The organism is Cereibacter johrii (assembly GCF_001720585.1).
Classification (GTDB): domain Bacteria; phylum Pseudomonadota; class Alphaproteobacteria; order Rhodobacterales; family Rhodobacteraceae; genus Cereibacter_A; species Cereibacter_A johrii.
In genome coordinates, this window is the sequence record NZ_MABH01000149.1 from 1 (window position 1) to 18404 (window position 18404).

Sequence of the window (18404 nt, forward strand, 5' to 3'; positions counted from 1 at the left end):
CGAACCGCGCGCCGGGGCCCGGCTGCGCCAGAAGCCGCAGATCGCCGCCCATCTGCCGCGCCAGCGCCCGGCTGATCGAGAGGCCGAGCCCGTTGCCGGCCGGGCGCCCGCTGCCCGTGGGCATGAACGGATCGAAGATGGCCTCCGCCTCTTCGCAGAGGATGCCGTCGCCCGTGTCGCTCACCTCGATGCGCAGGAGCGGGCGCGGCCCCGCCTCCTCGACCCGGGCCTCGACGCGGATGCGGCCCTGCCGGGTGTGCTTCAGCGCGTTGGACAGGAGGTTCGACAGGCACTGGCGCAGGCGCTGCGGATCGAGCCGCGCGCGCTGCGGCAGATCGCTCATCGCAAGCTCGAGCGCCACGCCCGTCTCCTCGATCAGGGGGCGGAACAGCTCGACGCTCGCCACGATCTCCTCGCGCGGCGAGGCGATCTGCGGCCGGACCGGCATCCGGCCCTGCTGGACCGCCGACATGTCGAGGATGTCGTCGAGCATCGTCGAGAGCCCCTCGGCCGAGCGGATCAGCACGGCCAGACGGTCGCGGCTGACCGGATCGGACGCGCCGCGCAGTTCGGCATGGCCGATGCCGAGGATCGCGTTGAGGGGGGTGCGCAGCTCGTGGCTCATCTGCGCGAGGAACCGGTCCTTCGTCGCATTGGCCGCGAGCGCCTCGGCCCGCCCGGCGGCAGCCTCGCGATGCAGCCGGTAGGTCATGAGGATGGCCGCCAGCGAATAGGCCAGCGCCACCAGCGCGCAGAGGGTGGTGAGCGCCAGAGCCGGAAGGTCGTGCCGCGGCAGCCAGTAGAGCGTGTTCGAGGCCAGCGTGAAGAGCGCAATGGCGCTGCCGCCCGCCAGCCCCATCGGCAGGTGGATCGACCGCACGGTGGCCACATGCATCATCGAGCAGACCATGAACCCGATGGCGAAGGCCTTCACATAGGCGTTCTCGAGATGCCACATCAGCGCGGGCGGCGTGACGAAGGCGCATTCCAGCAGGAAGGCGGAGAGGATGTAGCCGGGATGGCGCCATCCTTCGGTGATCCGCGCAGGAGCCGCGTCGAGGTAGTTCGTGACGATCTCGCCCACGGCCGTCAGCAGGACGCAGGTCCAGACGATCCAGCCGGGCAGGAAGAGCATCGAGACGGCGAAGGCCAGCGCCATGGCGGGGAAGCGCACGAAGGACTCGCGTCTCAGGATCGCGGCCTGGCGGGCGACCTCCTGCTGGAGGGCCGCGGGCGGAAGGGGGGCGAGCCAGTGCGGGCGCATGGGCAAATCCGGCAGGGAGGGGGGCGGGGGCCTGCGGCCCCGGCCGGCATCAGGGCTGCGCGGGAGCGAGCCTCACCTCTTGGCGCAGGCGGCCGTCGCGCTCGAAGATCAGGATCCGCCCGTCCTCCGTCACCACGCCCAGCCAGTCGCGCCCCTGGGTGAAGGCCTCGGCGCGGGTGCCCTCGGGCAGCGCGAGGCTCTCGGGCAGCGCGAGGTCGGCGGTGGCGAGGCTCGTGGGCATACGGGTGACAATCACCGAAACCACCGTTATGACGCCCACGATCAGGGTCAGCATCAGCACGATGACCAGCCCCTTGAGAAATCTGAGGCTGGGCGGGAGTCGCCCTTCCGGTTGCGGAGCCTGCTGCATGGCCATCCTTTCGCCCCAGGGGGGCAAACTGAGCATCACGATCGGAGAGGATCCTCCCGACCGTCTTGATAAGGCGCTCGTGCGCGAGGCGCCAGAGGAGGCCGCGCTGTCGCGCTCGCGGCTGATGAAGCTGATCGGCGAGGGCGCGGTGCGGCTCGATGGCGTGCCCGTGACCGATCCCAAGGCGAGGGTCGCGGCGGGGCAGGTCTACGAGATCGCGCTCGACGCGCCGGCCGAGGGGGAGGCCCGCCCCGAGGCGATCCCGCTTTCGGTCGTGTGGGAGGACGGCGACCTCATCGTCATCGACAAGCCGGTGGGGATGGTGGTCCATCCCGCGCCCGGCCAGTGGACGGGGACGCTGGTCAATGCGCTTCTCCATCATTGCGGCGAGAGCCTCTCGGGCATCGGCGGCGAGAAGCGCCCCGGCATCGTCCACCGGATCGACAAGGACACGTCGGGGCTTCTCGTGGTGGCCAAGACCGACCGGGCCCATCAGGGCCTTGCGGCGCAGTTCGAGGCGCATACGGTCGAGCGGCGCTACCTTGCGCTCGTGCATGGCGTGCCCGAGGTCTCGGACCCGCGGCTGCGCGGCGTGCGCGGCACGAGCTTCGAGCCGGGCGGCGTGCTCAGGATCGCCACCGGCCTCGCCCGCCACCGCACCGACCGGCAGCGGCAGGCGGTCACCTTCGAGGGCGGGCGTCATGCCGTGACCCGCGCGCGCCTTCTCGAGCGGTTCGGCACGCCTCCCGTTCTGGCCCTCGTCGAATGCCGGCTCGAGACGGGGCGCACGCACCAGATCCGCGTGCATATGGCCCATGCCGGCCACGGGCTGATCGGCGACCAGACCTATGGCGGCAGGCGCAAGCTCTCGCCGAAGGCTCTGGGGGCCGAGGCCGCGTCGGTGGCCGAAGCCTTCCCGCGCCAGGCGCTCCATGCCGCGAGCCTCGGCTTCCGCCATCCGGTGAGCGGCGAGGAGCTGAGCTTCGAGAGCCCCTTGCCCGAAGATATGGCGGGCCTCCTGTCGCTCCTGCCGCGGATGCAAGGGTAACGCCGGATTACATTCGCGTGAAATTCCGCAACAAATCTGGCATGGCGACGGTTCCTTGAACATCTCTCGTTAAAACGTCCATGGTAGCGCTGACGGTGCTGCCGGACGGAACGGAACGTGCGTCGCCGGATCGCCGGCAGACGTCAGAGGGGGTCAACGAATGAGCACTTACACCAGCCTTCCCGCTCCGAGTCCCGAACAGGGCCTCAACCGCTACATGCAGGAGATCCGCAAGTTTCCCCTGCTGGAGCCCGAAGAGGAATATATGCTGGCCAAGCGCTGGGTCGACCATCAGGACAATCGGGCCGCGCACAAGCTGGTCACCTCGCACCTGCGCCTCGCGGCCAAGATCGCCATGGGCTACCGGGGCTACGGGCTGCCGCAGGCCGAGGTGATTTCCGAGGCGAACGTGGGCCTGATGCAGGCGGTGAAGCGGTTCGACCCCGAGAAGGGCTTCCGGCTGGCGACCTATGCGATGTGGTGGATCCGCGCCTCGATCCAGGAATATATCCTGCGGTCCTGGAGCCTCGTGAAGCTCGGCACCACCTCGGCGCAGAAGAAGCTGTTCTTCAACCTGCGCAAGGCCAAGGCCAAGCTCGGCGCGCTCGAGGAGGGCGATCTGCGCCCCGAGAACGTGGCCCAGATCGCCAAGGATCTGAGCGTGTCCGAGGCCGAGGTCATCGACATGAACCGCCGCCTGTCGGGCTCGGATGCGTCGCTCAACGCGACCATCGGCTCGGACGGCGAGGGCTCGACCCAGTGGCAGGACTGGCTCGAAGACGAAGACAGCGACCAGGCGGCGGATTATGCCGAGCGCGACGAGCTCGAGATCCGGCGCGAGCTTTTGGCGCAGTCCATGTCGGTGCTGAACGACCGCGAGAAGGACATCCTCGTGCAGCGCCGCCTGACCGACGATCCGGTGACGCTCGAGGAATTGTCCGAGGGCTACGGCGTCAGCCGCGAGCGGATCCGCCAGATCGAGGTCCGCGCCTTCGAGAAGCTGCAGGCCAGGATGCGCGAGCTCGCGCGCTCGAAGGGCATGACCATCCCCGCCTGACCGCGCGCTTCATCGGAACAAAGGCCGGGCCCCCGCCCGGCCTTTTCCTTGGCCCCCTTCCGCTCACGAACCCGAGGGAGTTGGGCGCACTTTTCGCTCCCGGACCCGATGGATTTGGGCGCGCTTTCCGCGGCGGGCCGGGTGAAGGTGCGTCTTTCCCGCGGTCCACCTCCTGGACTAGACAGTCGGCCCCCTAGGTGTGCCACGGAGGCTGCGTCTCACAGAGGCAGGGTCTTCCGGGGGGCTTCTTCCCTTACAAGCGGGGTCTTCCGGGGCCGTCCCCACAGGCGGCTCCTGCCGGGAGGCTGTCTTCACCACAGGCGAGGCCCTAAGGGGTCGCGGATGACGTCTGTCTTGCATGGTGCGACCATCCTCGGTGAGAGAACGATACGCGGTCGAGCGACACGGCTCTGTAAGGTCCGGGCCGCCGAGGAGGCAGCCCCCGGCAGGGTCGGCTCGGTGTCGATCTGGGCCGCCGTGGAGGCAGCCATCGGCAGGTGGACGGCTTGTGTCGGTCCGGTGTGCCAATGAGGCGGCCCCCGGCAGGCGATCCCGGTGTCAGTCCGGGGCGCCCAGAAGGAAGCTCACCTGCAGGCTCGCGTTCAGCCGGTTGAAGGCGGCGCGGTCCTTCAGATCCTCGGCGATCAGCCGCTCGGAGACCCGACGGCCCAGCTCGGGATGAAGGGCGCCCAGCACCAGCGCGGCCTTGCCCAGACGGAAGGGCGCCACGCAGTTGATGAGGTAGAACCGCTCGGCGAGCTCGGCCTTCAGCTCTTCCGTCACCGGATGCTCCGGAAGGCTCTCTGCCCGGAACGGCCGGTCGATGGTGCGGACGAGCCGCGTGAGCGCGCCGCCGTCGGCCGGATCGGTGGTCACGACGCGCCCCTCGATGGCGAGCTTCTTCAGGAGCCGGTCGAGGAACGGCCCGCGCTCGGCCATCCTGTGCAGCACCGAATGGAGATAGATCACGTCATAGCCCGTCTCGCGGAAGGCGCCGGACATCGGATCGGCTTCGATCAGCCGTGCCGTCCGCCCCTCTCCGAGCCGGACCTTCAGCGCCTCGAGCTCGGCCGGATCGGCCGAAACAGCGTGATAGGTGCGGGCCGTGTCCGCCAGCCACGGGCTCAGCGGCGAGCCGCCGCCGATCTCCAGCACCTTCTTGCCGGACAGATCGCCGAGCCACTCCTTGTGCACCTCGTAGAGCTGCGCCTCGGCCTCGGGGCCGATGGCCGAGAGGGCCCGGGTGCGGATCCGCCGCCAGAGGTCGGAGGCGAGGCCCGCCCCCCGGCCGAGCGCGGTGCCGAGGGGGCCGTCGCCCGACCCTTTCGGCTTCAGCCGGTCGCTCTGGTTCTGTGGCATGGCGGAATGACCCATGAAGAAATCTCCAAACGAAAATAGTGCGGGGCCAAGCCCCGCACAGGATGCTAACAATCGGTCCCGGGCGTCAATCGTCCATGGCTTCGAGCTCGTCGATGAAGCCCGCGATCATGCTCAACCCCTTGTCCCAGAAGGTCGGGTCGCTCGCATCGAGGCCGAAGGGGGCGAGAAGCTCCTTGTGATGCTTGGAGCCGCCCGCCGAGAGCATCTCGAAATACTTGTCCTGAAAGCCCGGATTGCCCTCGGCATAGACGGCATATAGCGCATTCACCAGCCCGTCGCCGAAGGCATAGGCATAGACGTAGAAGGGCGAATGGACGAAATGCGGAACGTAGGACCAGAAGGTCTCGTATCCTTCCATGAACTCGAACGCATCGCCGAGGCTTTCCGCCTGCACGCTCATCCAGAGGGCGTTGATGTCCTCGGGCGTGAGCTCGCCCTGCCGGCGCGCCTCGTGCAGCTTGCATTCGAAATCGTAGAAGGCGATCTGGCGCACGACCGTGTTGATCATGTCCTCGACCTTGCCGGCCAGCAGCGTCTTCCGCTCGGCCGGGGTCCGCGCCGCATCGAGAAGCTTGCGGAAGGTCAGCATCTCGCCGAAGACGCTCGCCGTTTCGGCCAGCGTGAGCGGCGTCGAGGAGAGGAGTTCCCCCTGTCCCGCCGCCAGCACCTGATGGACGCCGTGGCCCAGCTCATGCGCGAGCGTCATCACGTCGCGCGGTTTGCCGAGGTAGTTCAGCATCACATAGGGGTGGACGGTCGTCACGGTCGGATGAGCGAAGGCCCCGGGCGCCTTGCCGGGTTTCACGCCCGCATCGATCCAGCCCTTCTCGAAGAAGGGTTTCGCGATTTCGGCCATGCGCGGATCGAAGGCGGAATAGGCCTCCATCACCGTCGACTGCGCCTCGTCCCAGCCGACGAGCCGCGGCGTCTCGGTCGGCAGGGGGGCGTTGCGGTCCCAGACCTGCAGCTTCTCGAGGCCCAGCCACTTGGCCTTCAGCCGGTAGTAGCGGTGCGAGAGCTTGGGATAGGCCGCGACCACGGCATTCCGCAGCGCCTCGACCACCTCGGGCTCGACATGGTTCGCGAGGTGCCGGCCATATTGCGGCGTGGGCATCTTGCGCCAGCGGTCGTGGATCTCCTTCTCTTTTGCGAGCGTGTTGTGCACCCGCGCGAAGAGCTTGATGTTGCGGCCGAAGACCTCCGCCAGAGCGTGGGCGGCGGCCTCGCGGCGCGGCCGCTCGGGGTCGGTGAGCAGGTTGAGGGTGGATTCAAGGTTCAGCTCCTCGCCCTCGAGCGTGAAGGTGAGGCCCGCCATCGTCTCGTCGAAGAGCCGGTTCCAGGCGGCGGCGCCGACGGTCGATTCGTCATGCAGGAAGCGTTCGAGCTCGTCCGAGAGCTGGTGCGGGCGCATGGCGCGCATCCGGTCGAAGACCGGCTTGTAGCGGGCGAGCGCCGCGCTCTCGGCCAGACGGGCCTCGAGATGGGCATCCTCCAGCCGGTTGAATTCGAGGCTGAAGAAGACGAGCGCAGTCGTGTAGTCCGTCACCTTGTCCTGTGCGTCGGCCATGAATTTGGCCCGCTCGCTGTCCATCGTGTTCTGGTAATAGCGCAGGCCCGCATAGGACATGAGCCGTCCGGCCACGATGTCGATCTTCTCGTAGGCTTCGATGCAGGCGAGGAGGCCTGCCGCGTCGAGGCTTGCAAGTTTGCCCTCGTAGCTGGCGGCGAAGCCTGCGCAGGCCTCCTTGAGCCAGGCCATGTCGTCGCGGAACTCCGGCCCGTCGGGCGTGGGATAGAGGTCGCGCAGGTCCCAGTCGGGCAGGTTCCCGAGGCCCCCGGCACTGGCGTTGGCGTCGAAGACCGGGCGGGGCAGGGGCAGCGTCATGGGAACTCCTTACATTCTATGACTGGCAAGGTGGCGTGGCGGGCGCGGAAGTTCAAGCCGGGCGGGGATCTCCGGCCGGCCGCCGGTGGGCACGGCGGGCTCGTCTGGCGCCGTCTCGGCAACACGGGCCGCCTGCAGGGGATCCTCGCGGAATCGGCGGGCAGGCTGTGACGTCCTGCCCCCGCCCGTCGCCGCGGCGGTGGGCGCGGCGACGTGGGGAGGGACCGTCATGGGGCAGCCCCCCCTGTGGCCGCGAGCAGCTCGCGCAGGCTCTCCAGCGTGTCGATCTCGGTTGCGGGCTTGTCCTTCCGCCAGCGCACCATGCGCGGAAAGCGCAGGGCGATGCCCGACTTGTGGCGGGGGCTGGCCTGAATGCCCTCGAAGGCCAGCTCGAAGACCAGCTCGGGCGGGACGCGCCGCACGGGGCCGAACCGCTCCAGCGTGTTCTTCCGCACCCAGTTGGTGATCTGGCGGAACTCGGCATCGGTGAGGCCGGAATAGGCCTTGGTGAAGGGCACGAGATCGTCGCCGTCGCGCACGCCGAAGGTGAAGTCGGTGAAGAGCGTGGCCCGTCGCCCCGCCCCCTGCTGGGCATAGAGCATCACCGCATCAATCGTGTAGGGATCGAGCTTCCATTTCCACCAGTCGCCGCGCTTGCGGCCGACGAAATAGGGCGAGGAGGCGCGCTTCAGCATCAGCCCCTCGGCGATCTTCTCGCGCGCCGTGGCGCGGATCTTCCCCAGCGTCTCCCAGTCGTCGAAGGCCACCAGCGGCGAGGGCGAGATCGGCAGGCCCGCAGGAAGGGCCGCCAGCACCGCCTCGAGCCGGGCGCGGCGGTGGGCGAGCGGGGCCGCGCGCAGATCCTCGCCGTTTTCCTCCAGAAGATCGTAGGCCAACAGATGCGCGGGCGCCTCGGCCAGGATCTTCTTCGGCACGCTGAGGCGGCCGATCCGCTTCTGGAGTGCGGCGAAGGGCAGGGGGCCCTCGCCGCCCCAGGCCAGCACCTCGGCATCGATCACGAGGCCGGGGGGCAGGAAATCCCTGAGCGGGGCCAGATCGGGGAACCGGTCCGTCACCAGCTCCTCGCCGCGCGACCAGAGCGCGAAGGCGCCCGTGCGGTTCACGAGCTGGCCGCGGATGCCATCCCATTTCCATTCCGCAAGCCACTCGGCGGGATCTCCCAGCGCCGCCACCTCCTCGACCGGCGAGGCGAGCGCGAACGGATAGGGTTTCGAGGCATCGGCCTCGGGATCGTGCGCGCCGATGAGCGTCTCGAACCCGATCCGGCCGGGCTTCCAGTCGCCCATGAGCCGGTGCGCCAGCACCGCCTCGTCGACGCCGGTCGCCTGCGCCAGCGCGCGCGTCATCAGCCCCTGGCTCACGCCCATGCGGAAGCCGCCGGTGATGAGCTTGTTGAAGAGGAACCGCTCGGGCGTGCTGAGCCGGTCCCAGGCGTCGAGGATGGCGGCCCGGCGCACCTCGGCCGGCCGGCCTGTCAGGGAGACCAGCTCGCGCATCCAGCCGTCGAGGGTGCGGTCGCTGGTCTGGCCGGGCTCGGGCAGCAGGAGCGAGATCGTCTCGGCCAGATCGCCCACGATCGGATGGACCTCCTCGGCGAGCCAGACCGGTAGGCCCGAAGCCTCGGCCGCCCAGCTGCGGAGTTCGGTCGTGTTCACCGCCCGCTTGGGGCGGCGCCCCGACAGGAGGCCGATGGTCCAGACCCGGTCCTCCTCGGGCGCGGTGCGGAAATAGTCGGCGAGCGCCGCCACCTTGGCCGAGGTGCGCGTCGTGCGGTCGAGGAGGTCGAAGAGGGCCGCGAACCGCTTCATGTCCGAGCGTCCCCGGCCGCCGGACGCCTGCGCCGGGGCTTGCCTTCGGCGGGCGCCGCCTCGCCCGCGGCCGGATCGGCTTCCGCCGTGTCCTCCTCGGGCGCGGCTCCTTCCACGGCCTCTGCGCCCGCGTCGGGCTCGATCAGCGGGCCCGCCTCGGCTTCGGCCGCATCGAGGCTCTCGCCCTCATATTCCGTGGCGACGATGCCCGCCTCGAACCCCTGATCCTCGAGCCAGCGGCGGAAGATCGCGGTATAGCCGTGGGTGACGAAGATCCGCTCGGCCCCCGTGGCGCGGATCGCGGCATTGAGCCCGTCCCAGTCGGCATGGTCGGACATGACGAAGCCCTGCGCGAGGCCGCGACGGCGGCGCACGCCGCGCAGCGCCATCCAGCCAGAGGCGAAGGCCTCGGCCGCAGGGCCGAAGCGCGTGGCCCAGGGGGTGCCCAGCGCCGAGGGGGGCGCGATCACCAGCGCCCCCGGGTGCGACTTGCCGTCGATGCCGGGCGCCACATGGGTGGTGGGCGGCAGCGCCAGCCCCTGCGCGCGCAGGACGGCGGTGGTGGCCTCGACCGCGCCATGGGTCAGGATCGGCCCGATGGAGAGATCCGCCGAGACCAGAAGCCGCTGCGCCTTGCCGAGCGTATAGGCGCCCACGATCGACGTGCGCCCCTCGGCCGCGTTCGCCGCCCACCAGCGGTTCAGTTGGGCCGCGAGTTCGGCCTGCGGCTTCCAGCGGAAGACCGGCAGGCCGAAGGTGCATTCCGAGATGAAGCTGTGGCAGGCCACCGGCTCGAAGGGCTCCGACAGCCCGTCCTCGGCCACCTTGTAATCGCCCGAGACCACCCAGACCTCGCCGTCCCGCTCGACCCGGATCTGCGCCGAGCCCGGCACATGGCCCGCGGGATGGAACGAGACCGTGACGGAGCCGATCCGCCGGGTCTCGCCGTAGCGGATCGTCTTGAGGCGGATGTCGCCCAGCCGGTAGCGGATCACCGGGGCGGAGCCTTCCGTGGCCAGATAGGCGCCGTGGCCGGGTCGGGCATGGTCCGAATGGCCGTGGGTGATGAGCGCGCGCTCCACCGGCCGCCAGGGGTCGATATGGAAATCGCCCGCGAGGCAGAAGATCCCGCGGTCGGTGAAGGTCAGAAGGGGGTCGCGTGCCATGGAAGGAAGGATAGCGCAGCGCGAACCGCCCGCCAGCGGGGCGCGATGCACAATCTTTAGGCGGCCGAGCGGGATGCGACACATGTCTCGCCATCCGCTCTTCCCGGCCGCAAAGCCCGCTGATTAAACTGAAGGCACGGCGGCGCAAGAACGGTCGGGGGGCGAGCAACGTGGCGGTGACCACCTATTTCAACGAGATGTACGAGAAGGGCCGGGTCCGCCCGCATTACCGCCAGCTCGAGGACTGGACGAAGGCCATGCCGGCCGAGCTGCGCGAGATGAAGCAGGCCGAGGCCGAGGCGCTCTTCCGGCGGATCGGCATCACCTTCGCCGTCTATGGCGAGGGTGGGGACCCGGACCGGCTGATCCCGTTCGACATGTTCCCCCGCGTCTTCACCGCGCGCGAATGGTCCCGGCTCGAACGCGGGATCAAGCAGCGGGCACGCGCGCTCAATGCCTTCCTCTGCGATGTCTACGGGCGCGGCGAGATCGTGCGCGCAGGCCGCATCCCGGCGCGGCTGGTCTATCGCAACGCCGCCTACGAGAAGTCGGTGGTGGGCTTCACCCCGCCGAAGGGGGTCTATTCCCATGTGGTGGGCGTCGATCTGGTGCGGACCGGGGCCGAGGACTTCTATGTGCTCGAGGACAATTGCCGCACGCCCTCGGGCGTCTCCTACATGCTCGAGAACCGCGAGATCATGATGCGGATGTTTCCCGAGCTCTTCCGCGAGAACCGGATCGAGCCGGTGGACAGCTATCCCGAGAAGCTGCGCCGCACGCTGGCCTCGGTCGCGCCCGCGAAATGCTCGAGCGATCCGACCGTCGTGCTGCTCACGCCGGGCCATTTCAACTCGGCCTATTACGAGCACAGCTTCCTTGCCGACCTGATGGGGGTGGAGCTGGTCGAGGGCGCGGATCTCTTCGTCGAGGGCGAATTCCTCTACATGCGCACGACCGAGGGGCCGAAGCGGGTGGATGTGCTGTATCGCCGGATCGACGATGCCTTCATCGATCCCCTCTGCTTCCGGCCGGACTCGCTGCTGGGCATACCGGGGCTGATGGATGTCTATCGCGCGGGGGGCGTCACGATCTGCTCCGCCCCCGGTGCGGGCGTGGCCGACGACAAGGCGGTCTACACCTTCGTGCCCGAGATGGTGCGCTTCTACCTGGGCGAGGAGCCGCTCCTGAACAACGTGCCCACTTGGCAATGCGGCAAGGAGGAGGATCTGAAACATGTGCTGGCGAACCTCTCCGAGCTGGTGGTGAAGGAGGTGCATGGATCGGGCGGCTACGGGATGCTCGTCGGGCCGAAATCCTCGAAGGACCAGATCGCGGCCTTCCGCGCCCGGATCGAGGCCGACCCCGACAATTACATCGCCCAGCCGACGCTCGCGCTTTCCACGACGCCCACCTTCGTCAACGAGGGCATCGCTCCGCGCCACGTCGACCTTCGCCCCTATTGCCTCGTCGGCGAACGGATCGAACTGGTCCCGGGGGGGCTCACCCGCGTGGCGCTCACCGAGGGCTCGCTCGTGGTGAACTCGTCGCAGGGCGGGGGCGTCAAGGACACCTGGGTGCTGGCGGAGTGATCGCGACATGCTGAGCCGGACCGCCGACAACCTCTACTGGATCGCCCGCTACATGGAACGCGCCGAGACGATGGCGCGGCTGCTGGAGGTGGGGGCGCGCATGTCGCTCCTGCCTTCGGCCCATGGCTATCGCAACGAATGGGACAGCCTTCTGCAGGCCTCGGGCACCGCCGGGGGCTTTGCGCAGAAATACCGTCACGCCAGGCAACGCGACATCGAGAGCTATCTCTTCTTCGATCTCGACAATCCCTCCTCGGTCGCCTCCTGCATCGGGCGGGCGCGCGAGAATGCGCGGATCGTGCGCACGGCGCTCACGGCGCAGGTGTGGGATGCGATCAACACCGCCTATCAGGAGTTGCGCGCGCTGGAACGGACGCCGCGCGACCGGCTGGAGCTGTCGCGGCTGATCGACTGGACCATGAACAAGGCCGCCATCATCCGCGGCTCGATCGACACGACGCAGCTGCGCAACGACGGCTGGGATTTCCTGAACCTCGGCTACTACCTCGAACGGTCCGACAATACGGCGCGGCTGATGGACGTGAAATATTACGTCCTGCTGCCGCGGGTCGAGTTCGTGGGCTCGGGGATGGACAATTACCAGTGGGCGACGCTGCTGCGCGCGACCTCGGCGCACCGGGCCTTCCACTGGGCCTATGGCGGCGAGGTGACGGCGCGCAAGATCGCCGATTTCCTGATCCTGAACCCGCAGTGCCCGCGCTCGCTCGTTTCCTGCATGGACGGGATCTGCGGCCATCTGAAGCGGCTCGAGAAGGCCTACGGGCGCCCTTCGCGGCCGCGCGAAGTGGCCGAGAAGCTCGCAACCGAGCTGGAAGCGCTCAGCGTCGAGGAGATCATCGAGGAGGGGCTGCACGAATTCCTCAGCCGCTTCATCCTCGAGGCTGCGAACCTTTCCGGTGTGATCTTCGAAAGCTACCTCAGCGGAGACGTGCGATGATCCTCACCGTCGAACATGTGACCTGCTACCGCTACAACCGGCCCGCCCGCGCGCTGGTGCAGAGCCACCGGCTCACACCCTCGACCTGCGCGGGCCAGCGCGTGCTGGAATGGGTCGTCACCGTCACCGACGGGATCGCGGGCGGGGCCTTCCGCGACGGGGCGGGCGACTGGATCCAGGGCTGGACCGTGCCGGGGCCGGTGAGCGAGGTGACGGTCGCGGTCCGGGGCAGGGTCGAGACCTCGGATCAGGCGGGCGTCCTGCGCGGGCACCGCGAACTGACCGCGCCCGACTGCTACCTGCGATCGACCGCCGTCACCCGGGCCGATCCGGCGCTGGCGGCGCTTGCGGCAAAGGCCGACGGGATCGAGCAGCCGCTCGACCGGGCGCACCGGCTGGCCGATCTCGTGGCCGAGGCCATCCTCTACGAGCCGGGCGCGACCGAAGCGCACACCACCGCCGCCGAGGCGCTGAAGCTCGGGCGCGGCGTGTGCCAGGATCATGCCCATGCGCTGATCGCGGCGGCGCGGGTGGCGGGGCTGCCCGCGCGCTACGTCTCGGGCTATCTCTTCACCGATGCGGAGAGCGCGGATCAGGAGGCGGCCCATGCCTGGGCAGAAGTCTGGGTGCGGGGCTTGGGCTGGGTCGGGTTCGACCCGGCCAACCGCTGCTGCCCGGACGAGCGCTACATCCGCCTCGGCTCGGGGCTCGATGCGCAGGATGCGGCGCCGATCCGGGGCATCGCGCGGGGGCCGGGCGTTGAACGTCTGGAAGTGCAGGTTGCAGTGCAGGCCGTGCAGCAATAGGGTCCGGCGGAACTTTACGGAAGCGTGACCGATGACCTATTGTGTGGGCCTGCTGCTCAACGAGGGGATGGTGCTCCTGTCGGACACCCGCACGAACGCGGGCTTCGACAATATAGCCATCTACAAGAAGATGTTCACCTTCGAGGAGCCCGGCGAGCGTGTCGTGGCGATCCTGACGGCGGGCAGCCTCTCGGTCACGCAGACCACCATCGCCCGGCTGAAGGAGGCGATCCACGATCCCGACGCGACCGAGGACAGCTCGATCCTGAAGGCGCCGACCATGCTCAAGGTGGCCGAGATCATCGGCAACATGCTGGCGCAGGTGCGGCTCGACATCGACGAGAAGCTGTCGGCGATGAAGCAGAGCGCCTCGGCCAGCATGATCGTCGCGGGCCAGCGCCGGGGCGGCGAGATGCGGATGTTTCTCATCTATCCCGAGGGCAACTTCATCGAGGCGACCGAGGACACGCCCTTCCTGCAGATCGGCGAGCACAAATACGGCAAGCCGATCCTCGACCGGGTGGTGAAGCCCGAGACCTCGCTCGCCGATGCGCAGAAGGCCGTGCTCCTGTCGATGGATTCGACCCTGCGCTCGAACCTGTCGGTGGGGATGCCGCTCGATCTCGCGGTGATCGAGCGGGACGGCTGCCGCATCGCCTCGCGCCGCCGGATCGAGGCGGGGGACGAGAATTTCCGCGCCATGTCCGAGGCCTGGTCGCGCGCGCTGCGCGAGGGCTTCTCGCAGATCAGGATCTGACGGCGTCGGGGCCCGCGTTCGCCCGGAACAGGGCTGCGGCCGCGTCGAAGAAGGCGTCGCGCACCTCGGGTCGGTCCATCATCACCTCGTGCTCGGCCCCGGGCACGATCTGCAACTCGCCCCGGCGCCAGCCCTCCATCCGGCGCTGGATCTCCTCGAGATCGACGACCTTCTCGGCCGAGCCCACGATGCAGAGCGCGGGCAGATCCGGCGCGGGCAGTCGCTTGAGCCGCGCCGTCTCCTCGAAGGCCGCGCGCAGCCAGTCGAGGCTGGGGCCCGCAAGGCCGAGTTCCGGCGCCTGCACGAGCTGCTGCTGCATCCAGGCGAACATCTCGGGGTCGCGGGTGAGGACATTCGTGTCGAAGGCGGCGGTGGCCACATAGCTGCGCGTGCCGGTGCCGGGGACATAGCGGTGGCCAAGCCCCGTCGCGCGGGCGAGCATCCCCAGCGCCGCCGCCACGACCCGCAGCGCGGCATGGACGCGGATGCCCCACATCGGTGCCGAGAAGCAGGCGGCCTGCACGGGCAGACCCTCGTGCAGCGCGCGCAGCCCGATGCAGCCGCCCATGGAGTGGGCCAGAAGATGGAAGGGCTCGGGCAGCCCCTGCGCGCGCAGCGCCGCGACGAAGGCTGTCACATCCTGCTGATAGGAGGCGAAATCCTCGACATGGCCCACGAGCGGATCGCGCAGCGACCGGTCCGACAGGCCCTGTCCGCGCCAGTCGAGGGTGGCCGAGGCAAAACCGCGCCGGCGCAGGGCCTCGGCCGCGGGGCCGTATTTCTCGGCATATTCGGTGCGGCCCGAGAAGATCAGGACGGTTCCCGCCGCCCCATCGGGCCAGACCACGGTGCGCAGCCGCACGCCGTCGACCGTGCGGATCCAGTCCGCGTGCGCCCGCGCCGGGCCACGCGCAAGCGCGGCGTGGAAAGGTGCGCCGGTCAACTCAGCGCGGCGCCCACCTTCATCGCCATCGGGATCGAGCCCTCGACGGCGAGGCGGCCGGACATGAAGGCCATCGTGGGATTGAGATCGCCCTCGAGGATCTGCCGGAACACGTCGGCCGAGGCGGTCATCGTGACGTCGGCCTCGCCGTCGCCCTCGCGCACGCCCTGCTCGTCCATCATGATCACGCCTTCGTCGGCGATGACGAACTTCGCGCTGCCATCGAAGGTCGAGACCTTCCGGCTCAGGGCCTCCACCGCGGCGTCGATCACCTTGCTCATTCCCGGCTGTCTCCAATCCCGTTTTCTTGACGTTCCGCCACTGGCGTTTGCGCCGTGGCACGTTACATTCGGACTATGAAAGCGCGGCGACCGTTTCACAACGCTATCGTGGGGGCAATCTTGCCGATTGTCCTCGGTCTCGCACCGGCGGGCGCGCAGACGGCCGGAGGCCCCGGCGGCCTCGACGAGCTCTTCGCGCGCCTGAAGGAGGCCGATGAGGCCGCGGCACAGCGAATCGAGCGGCAGATCTTCACCGAATGGTCGAAATCCGGCTCTCCCTCGGCCGATCTCCTGCTCGAGAGGGGGCGCAAGGCGCTGGCCGCGGGCGACAGCCGGACGGCTATCGACCATCTGACGGCGCTGATCGATCACGCGCCCGACTTCGCCGAGGGCTGGAACGCGCGGGCCACGGCCTATTTCCAGGCGGGCCTGTTCGGCCCCTCGATGGCCGACATCGCCCATGTGCTGACGCTCAACCCGCGCCATTTCGGCGCTCTCGCCGGCCTCGGCACCATGCTGGAGCAGATGGACCGGCCCAAGCCGGCGCTCGAGGCTTATCGGGCCGCGCTCGCTATACATCCGCACCTCGACGGGGTAGAGCAGGCGGTGGAACGGCTGGAAGCGAAGGCTGCCGGTCAGGAACTCTAAGGCAGGCCCATGCGCGCGACCGCGAGGGTGACGGCGGTTCTCGGGCCGACCAACACCGGCAAGACCCACTATGCCATCGAACGGATGCTGGGCCATCGGACGGGCGTGATCGGCCTGCCGCTGCGGCTTCTGGCGCGCGAGGGCTATGACCGGATCGTGGCGCAGCGCGGCCCCTCGGTCGTGGCGCTCGTGACGGGCGAGGAACGGATCGTTCCCGAGCGGACGCAATACTGGGTCTGCACCGTCGAGGCCATGCCGATGGAGATCGGCGCCGATTTCGTGGCGGTGGACGAGATCCAGCTCTGCGGCGACCCCGAGCGCGGCCATGTCTTCACCGACCGGCTCCTGCGGGCGCGGGGCCTCGTCGAGACCATGTTCCTCGGCTCGGACGTGATGCGGGGCGCGATTGCCGCGCTGGTGCCGCATGTGACCTTCCTGCGGCGCGAGCGCTTCTCGACCCTCTCCTATGCGGGATCGAAGAAGATCAGCCGGATGCCCCCGCGCAGCGCCATCGTGGGCTTCTCGGTCGATAATGTCTATGCCATAGCCGAGCTCATCCGCCGTCAGAAGGGGGGCTGCGCCGTGGTGATGGGCGCGCTCAGCCCCCGCACGCGGAACGCGCAGGTGGCCCTCTACCAGAACGGCGACGTGGATTATCTCGTCGCCACCGACGCGATCGGCATGGGGCTGAACCTCGACATCCGCCATGTGGCCTTTTCCTCGACCGTGAAGTTCGACGGCCGGCGGATGCGGCCGCTGTTCCCGCACGAGCTGGGCCAGATCGCGGGCCGCGCCGGGCGCCACACCGAGGCGGGCACCTTCGGCGTCACCGGCGAGGCGAGCCCGCTCGACGAAGGCGTGGTCGATGCGATCGAGAACCACCGCTTCGCCCCGATCCAGCGGCTGCACTGGCGCAACGACCGGCTGGAGTTCGGCACGGTCGAGCGGCTGATCGCCTCGCTCGAGGAGCCCACCTCGAACGAATGGCTGTCGCGGGCGCGGGAGTCGGACGATCTCCATGCGCTGAAGGCGCTGTCCGAGGAGCCCGAGGTGCGCGCGCGCCTGCGCTCGCCCCACGAGGTGCGGCTTCTCTGGGACGTCTGCCGGATTCCCGACTTCCGCAGCATCTCGACCACCGAACATGTGACTCTTCTTGCCCGGATTTTCGGCTTCCTGTGCGAAGGAAAGGTGCCGAACGACTGGCTTGCAGGCGCCATCGCCCGGATCGACCGCCCGTCGGGAGATATCGACACGCTTTCGAAGCGGCTGGCCTATATTCGGACCTGGACCTATGTGGCGCAGAGACGCGGCTGGGTGCAGGACGAAAGTCATTGGCGGGAGGAGACGCGCGCGGTAGAAGACCGCCTGTCGGATGCGCTCCACGGCGCCCTGACTCAGAGATTTGTCGATCGGCGCACCTCTGTGCTCATGCGCCGGTTGAAACAGAAGGAGAGCCTTGTGGCTGAGGTCAATGACAAGGGTGAAGTGACGGTGGAGGGCGAATTCGTCGGCCGTCTCGAAGGGTTCCGCTTCCGGCAGGATGCGTCGAACTCGCCCGACGAGGCACGCACCCTGCGGCAGGCCGCCGTTCAGGCGCTGCGGCCCGAGTTCCACCTCAGGGCGGACCGCTTCTACAATTCGCCCGACACCGAGATGGATTTCACCGAGCAGGGCGGCCTCATGTGGGGCGAGCAGGCGGTGGGCAAGCTGATCGCCGGCCCCGAGCCGATGCGTCCGCAGGTCGAGGCCTTCGTCGACGAGGATGCCGGCCCCGAGGTCGCCGAGAAGGTGCGCCGCAGGCTCCAGCATTTCATCGACCGCAAGGTGGCCGCCCAGTTCGAGCCGCTTCTGGCCATGAGCCGCGACGAGACGCTGACGGGCCTCGCCCGCGGCTTCGCCTTCCGGCTGGTGGAAAGTCTGGGCCTCATCCCGCGCGAGCAGGTGGCCGAAGAGGTCAAGTCGCTCGATCAGGAGGCGCGCTCGGCGCTGCGCAAGCATGGCGTGCGCTTCGGGCAGTTCACGATCTTCCTGCCGCTCCTGCTGAAACCCGCGCCCACCCGGCTGCGGCTCGTGCTCTGGTCGCTCGCCAACGGCCTGCAGGAGTTTCCCGAAAGCCCGCCTCCGGGCCTCGTCACGATCCCGCACATCGCCGAAGTGCCGAAGATGCACTATACGCTCGCGGGCTATCATCCGGCGGGCCAGCGCGCGATCCGCATCGACATGCTCGAGCGGCTGGCCGATCTCCTGCGCGCCAAGGACAGCCGCGCGGGCTTCGAGGCCACGCCCGACATGCTCTCGATCACCGGCATGACGCTCGAGCAGTTCGCGGGCCTCATGCAGGGCCTGGGCTACCGGGCCGAGCCCGGCGAGCGGCCGAAGGTGAAGGCCGCTCCGGCCGCCGCGGAACCCGCCCCCGCCGAGGG

General features: G+C 68.9%; 16 protein-coding genes. 8 read left to right on the forward strand and 8 right to left on the reverse strand.

What is annotated here, in order from left to right; genetic code table 11:
* A partial coding sequence (locus A9O63_RS13255; RefSeq protein WP_069332367.1) for a sensor histidine kinase occupies positions 1–1264 on the reverse strand: 1264 nt, incomplete at its 3' end.
* A 49-nt stretch (positions 1265–1313) separates the two neighbouring features.
* Complete coding sequence (locus tag A9O63_RS13260; RefSeq protein WP_009562372.1) at positions 1314–1634, reverse strand: DUF6476 family protein; 321 nt, start codon at positions 1632–1634, stop codon at positions 1314–1316.
* Between A9O63_RS13260 and A9O63_RS13265 the strand changes: the two genes are divergently transcribed.
* Together A9O63_RS13265 and rpoH are read left to right on the forward strand one after the other, a co-directional pair.
* Complete coding sequence (locus tag A9O63_RS13265; RefSeq protein ID WP_069332368.1) at positions 1633–2682, forward strand: RluA family pseudouridine synthase; 1050 nt, start codon at positions 1633–1635, stop codon at positions 2680–2682. The two genes, A9O63_RS13260 and A9O63_RS13265, sit on opposite strands and share 2 nt — an antisense overlap.
* Positions 2683–2842: 160 nt before the next feature.
* Positions 2843–3739, forward strand: coding sequence for an RNA polymerase sigma factor RpoH (gene rpoH, locus A9O63_RS13270; protein ID WP_069332369.1), 897 nt, complete (start codon positions 2843–2845; stop codon positions 3737–3739).
* Positions 3740–4297: 558 nt separating this feature from the next.
* Here the strand turns inward: rpoH and A9O63_RS13275 are convergent.
* From A9O63_RS13275 to A9O63_RS13290, 4 genes are all read right to left on the reverse strand, one after another.
* Positions 4298–5113 (reverse strand): class I SAM-dependent methyltransferase, encoded by an 816-nt coding sequence (locus A9O63_RS13275; protein ID WP_069332370.1) that lies wholly within the window; start codon positions 5111–5113, stop codon positions 4298–4300.
* 70 nt (positions 5114–5183) lie between these two features.
* The gene (locus tag A9O63_RS13280; protein ID WP_069332371.1) at positions 5184–7004 is read right to left on the reverse strand and encodes a M3 family oligoendopeptidase; all 1821 of its coding nucleotides are present in this window, start codon (positions 7002–7004) and stop codon (positions 5184–5186) included.
* A 227-nt stretch (positions 7005–7231) separates the two neighbouring features.
* Positions 7232–8833, reverse strand: a complete 1602-nt coding sequence (locus tag A9O63_RS13285) for an ATP-dependent DNA ligase (protein WP_069332372.1) — start codon at positions 8831–8833, stop codon at positions 7232–7234.
* A complete protein-coding gene (locus A9O63_RS13290) occupies positions 8830–9999 on the reverse strand; it encodes a ligase-associated DNA damage response exonuclease (RefSeq protein WP_069332373.1) in 1170 nt (389 codons plus the stop codon). The genes A9O63_RS13285 and A9O63_RS13290 overlap by 4 nt, the downstream gene beginning before the upstream one ends.
* Before the next feature lie 197 nt (positions 10000–10196).
* Between A9O63_RS13290 and A9O63_RS13295 the strand changes: the two genes are divergently transcribed.
* From A9O63_RS13295 to A9O63_RS13310, 4 genes are read left to right on the forward strand one after another with little or no spacing between them, the layout of a single operon-like run.
* Positions 10197–11588, forward strand: coding sequence for a circularly permuted type 2 ATP-grasp protein (locus A9O63_RS13295; protein WP_069332381.1), 1392 nt, complete (start codon positions 10197–10199; stop codon positions 11586–11588).
* Between the two features lie 7 nt (positions 11589–11595).
* On the forward strand, positions 11596–12546 hold the full coding sequence (locus tag A9O63_RS13300; RefSeq protein ID WP_069332374.1) for an alpha-E domain-containing protein: 951 nt from the start codon (positions 11596–11598) through the stop codon (positions 12544–12546).
* Positions 12543–13352 carry a transglutaminase family protein gene (locus A9O63_RS13305; protein ID WP_069332375.1) on the forward strand — a complete coding sequence of 270 codons (810 nt, stop codon included), beginning with the start codon at positions 12543–12545 and terminating at the stop codon, positions 13350–13352. Before A9O63_RS13300 ends, A9O63_RS13305 begins: the two co-directional genes overlap by 4 nt.
* A 31-nt stretch (positions 13353–13383) precedes the next feature.
* Entirely contained in the window at positions 13384–14109 is a 726-nt protein-coding gene (locus A9O63_RS13310) for a proteasome-type protease (RefSeq protein WP_069332376.1), read from the forward strand.
* On the opposite strand, the gene A9O63_RS13315 is transcribed toward A9O63_RS13310, so the two are convergent.
* Positions 14099–15052, reverse strand: a complete 954-nt coding sequence (locus A9O63_RS13315) for an alpha/beta fold hydrolase (RefSeq protein ID WP_069332377.1) — start codon at positions 15050–15052, stop codon at positions 14099–14101. The two genes, A9O63_RS13310 and A9O63_RS13315, sit on opposite strands and share 11 nt — an antisense overlap.
* A complete protein-coding gene (locus A9O63_RS13320) occupies positions 15049–15333 on the reverse strand; it encodes an SCP2 sterol-binding domain-containing protein (protein ID WP_069332378.1) in 285 nt (94 codons plus the stop codon). The genes A9O63_RS13315 and A9O63_RS13320 overlap by 4 nt, the downstream gene beginning before the upstream one ends.
* 75 nt (positions 15334–15408) lie before the next feature.
* On the opposite strand from A9O63_RS13320, the gene A9O63_RS13325 reads away from it, so the two are divergent.
* Both A9O63_RS13325 and A9O63_RS13330 read left to right on the forward strand, forming a co-directional pair.
* Positions 15409–15981, forward strand: coding sequence for a tetratricopeptide repeat protein (locus A9O63_RS13325; protein ID WP_084295888.1), 573 nt, complete (start codon positions 15409–15411; stop codon positions 15979–15981).
* Between the two features lie 9 nt (positions 15982–15990).
* A partial coding sequence (locus tag A9O63_RS13330) for a helicase-related protein (protein WP_069332380.1) occupies positions 15991–18404 on the forward strand: 2414 nt, incomplete at its 3' end.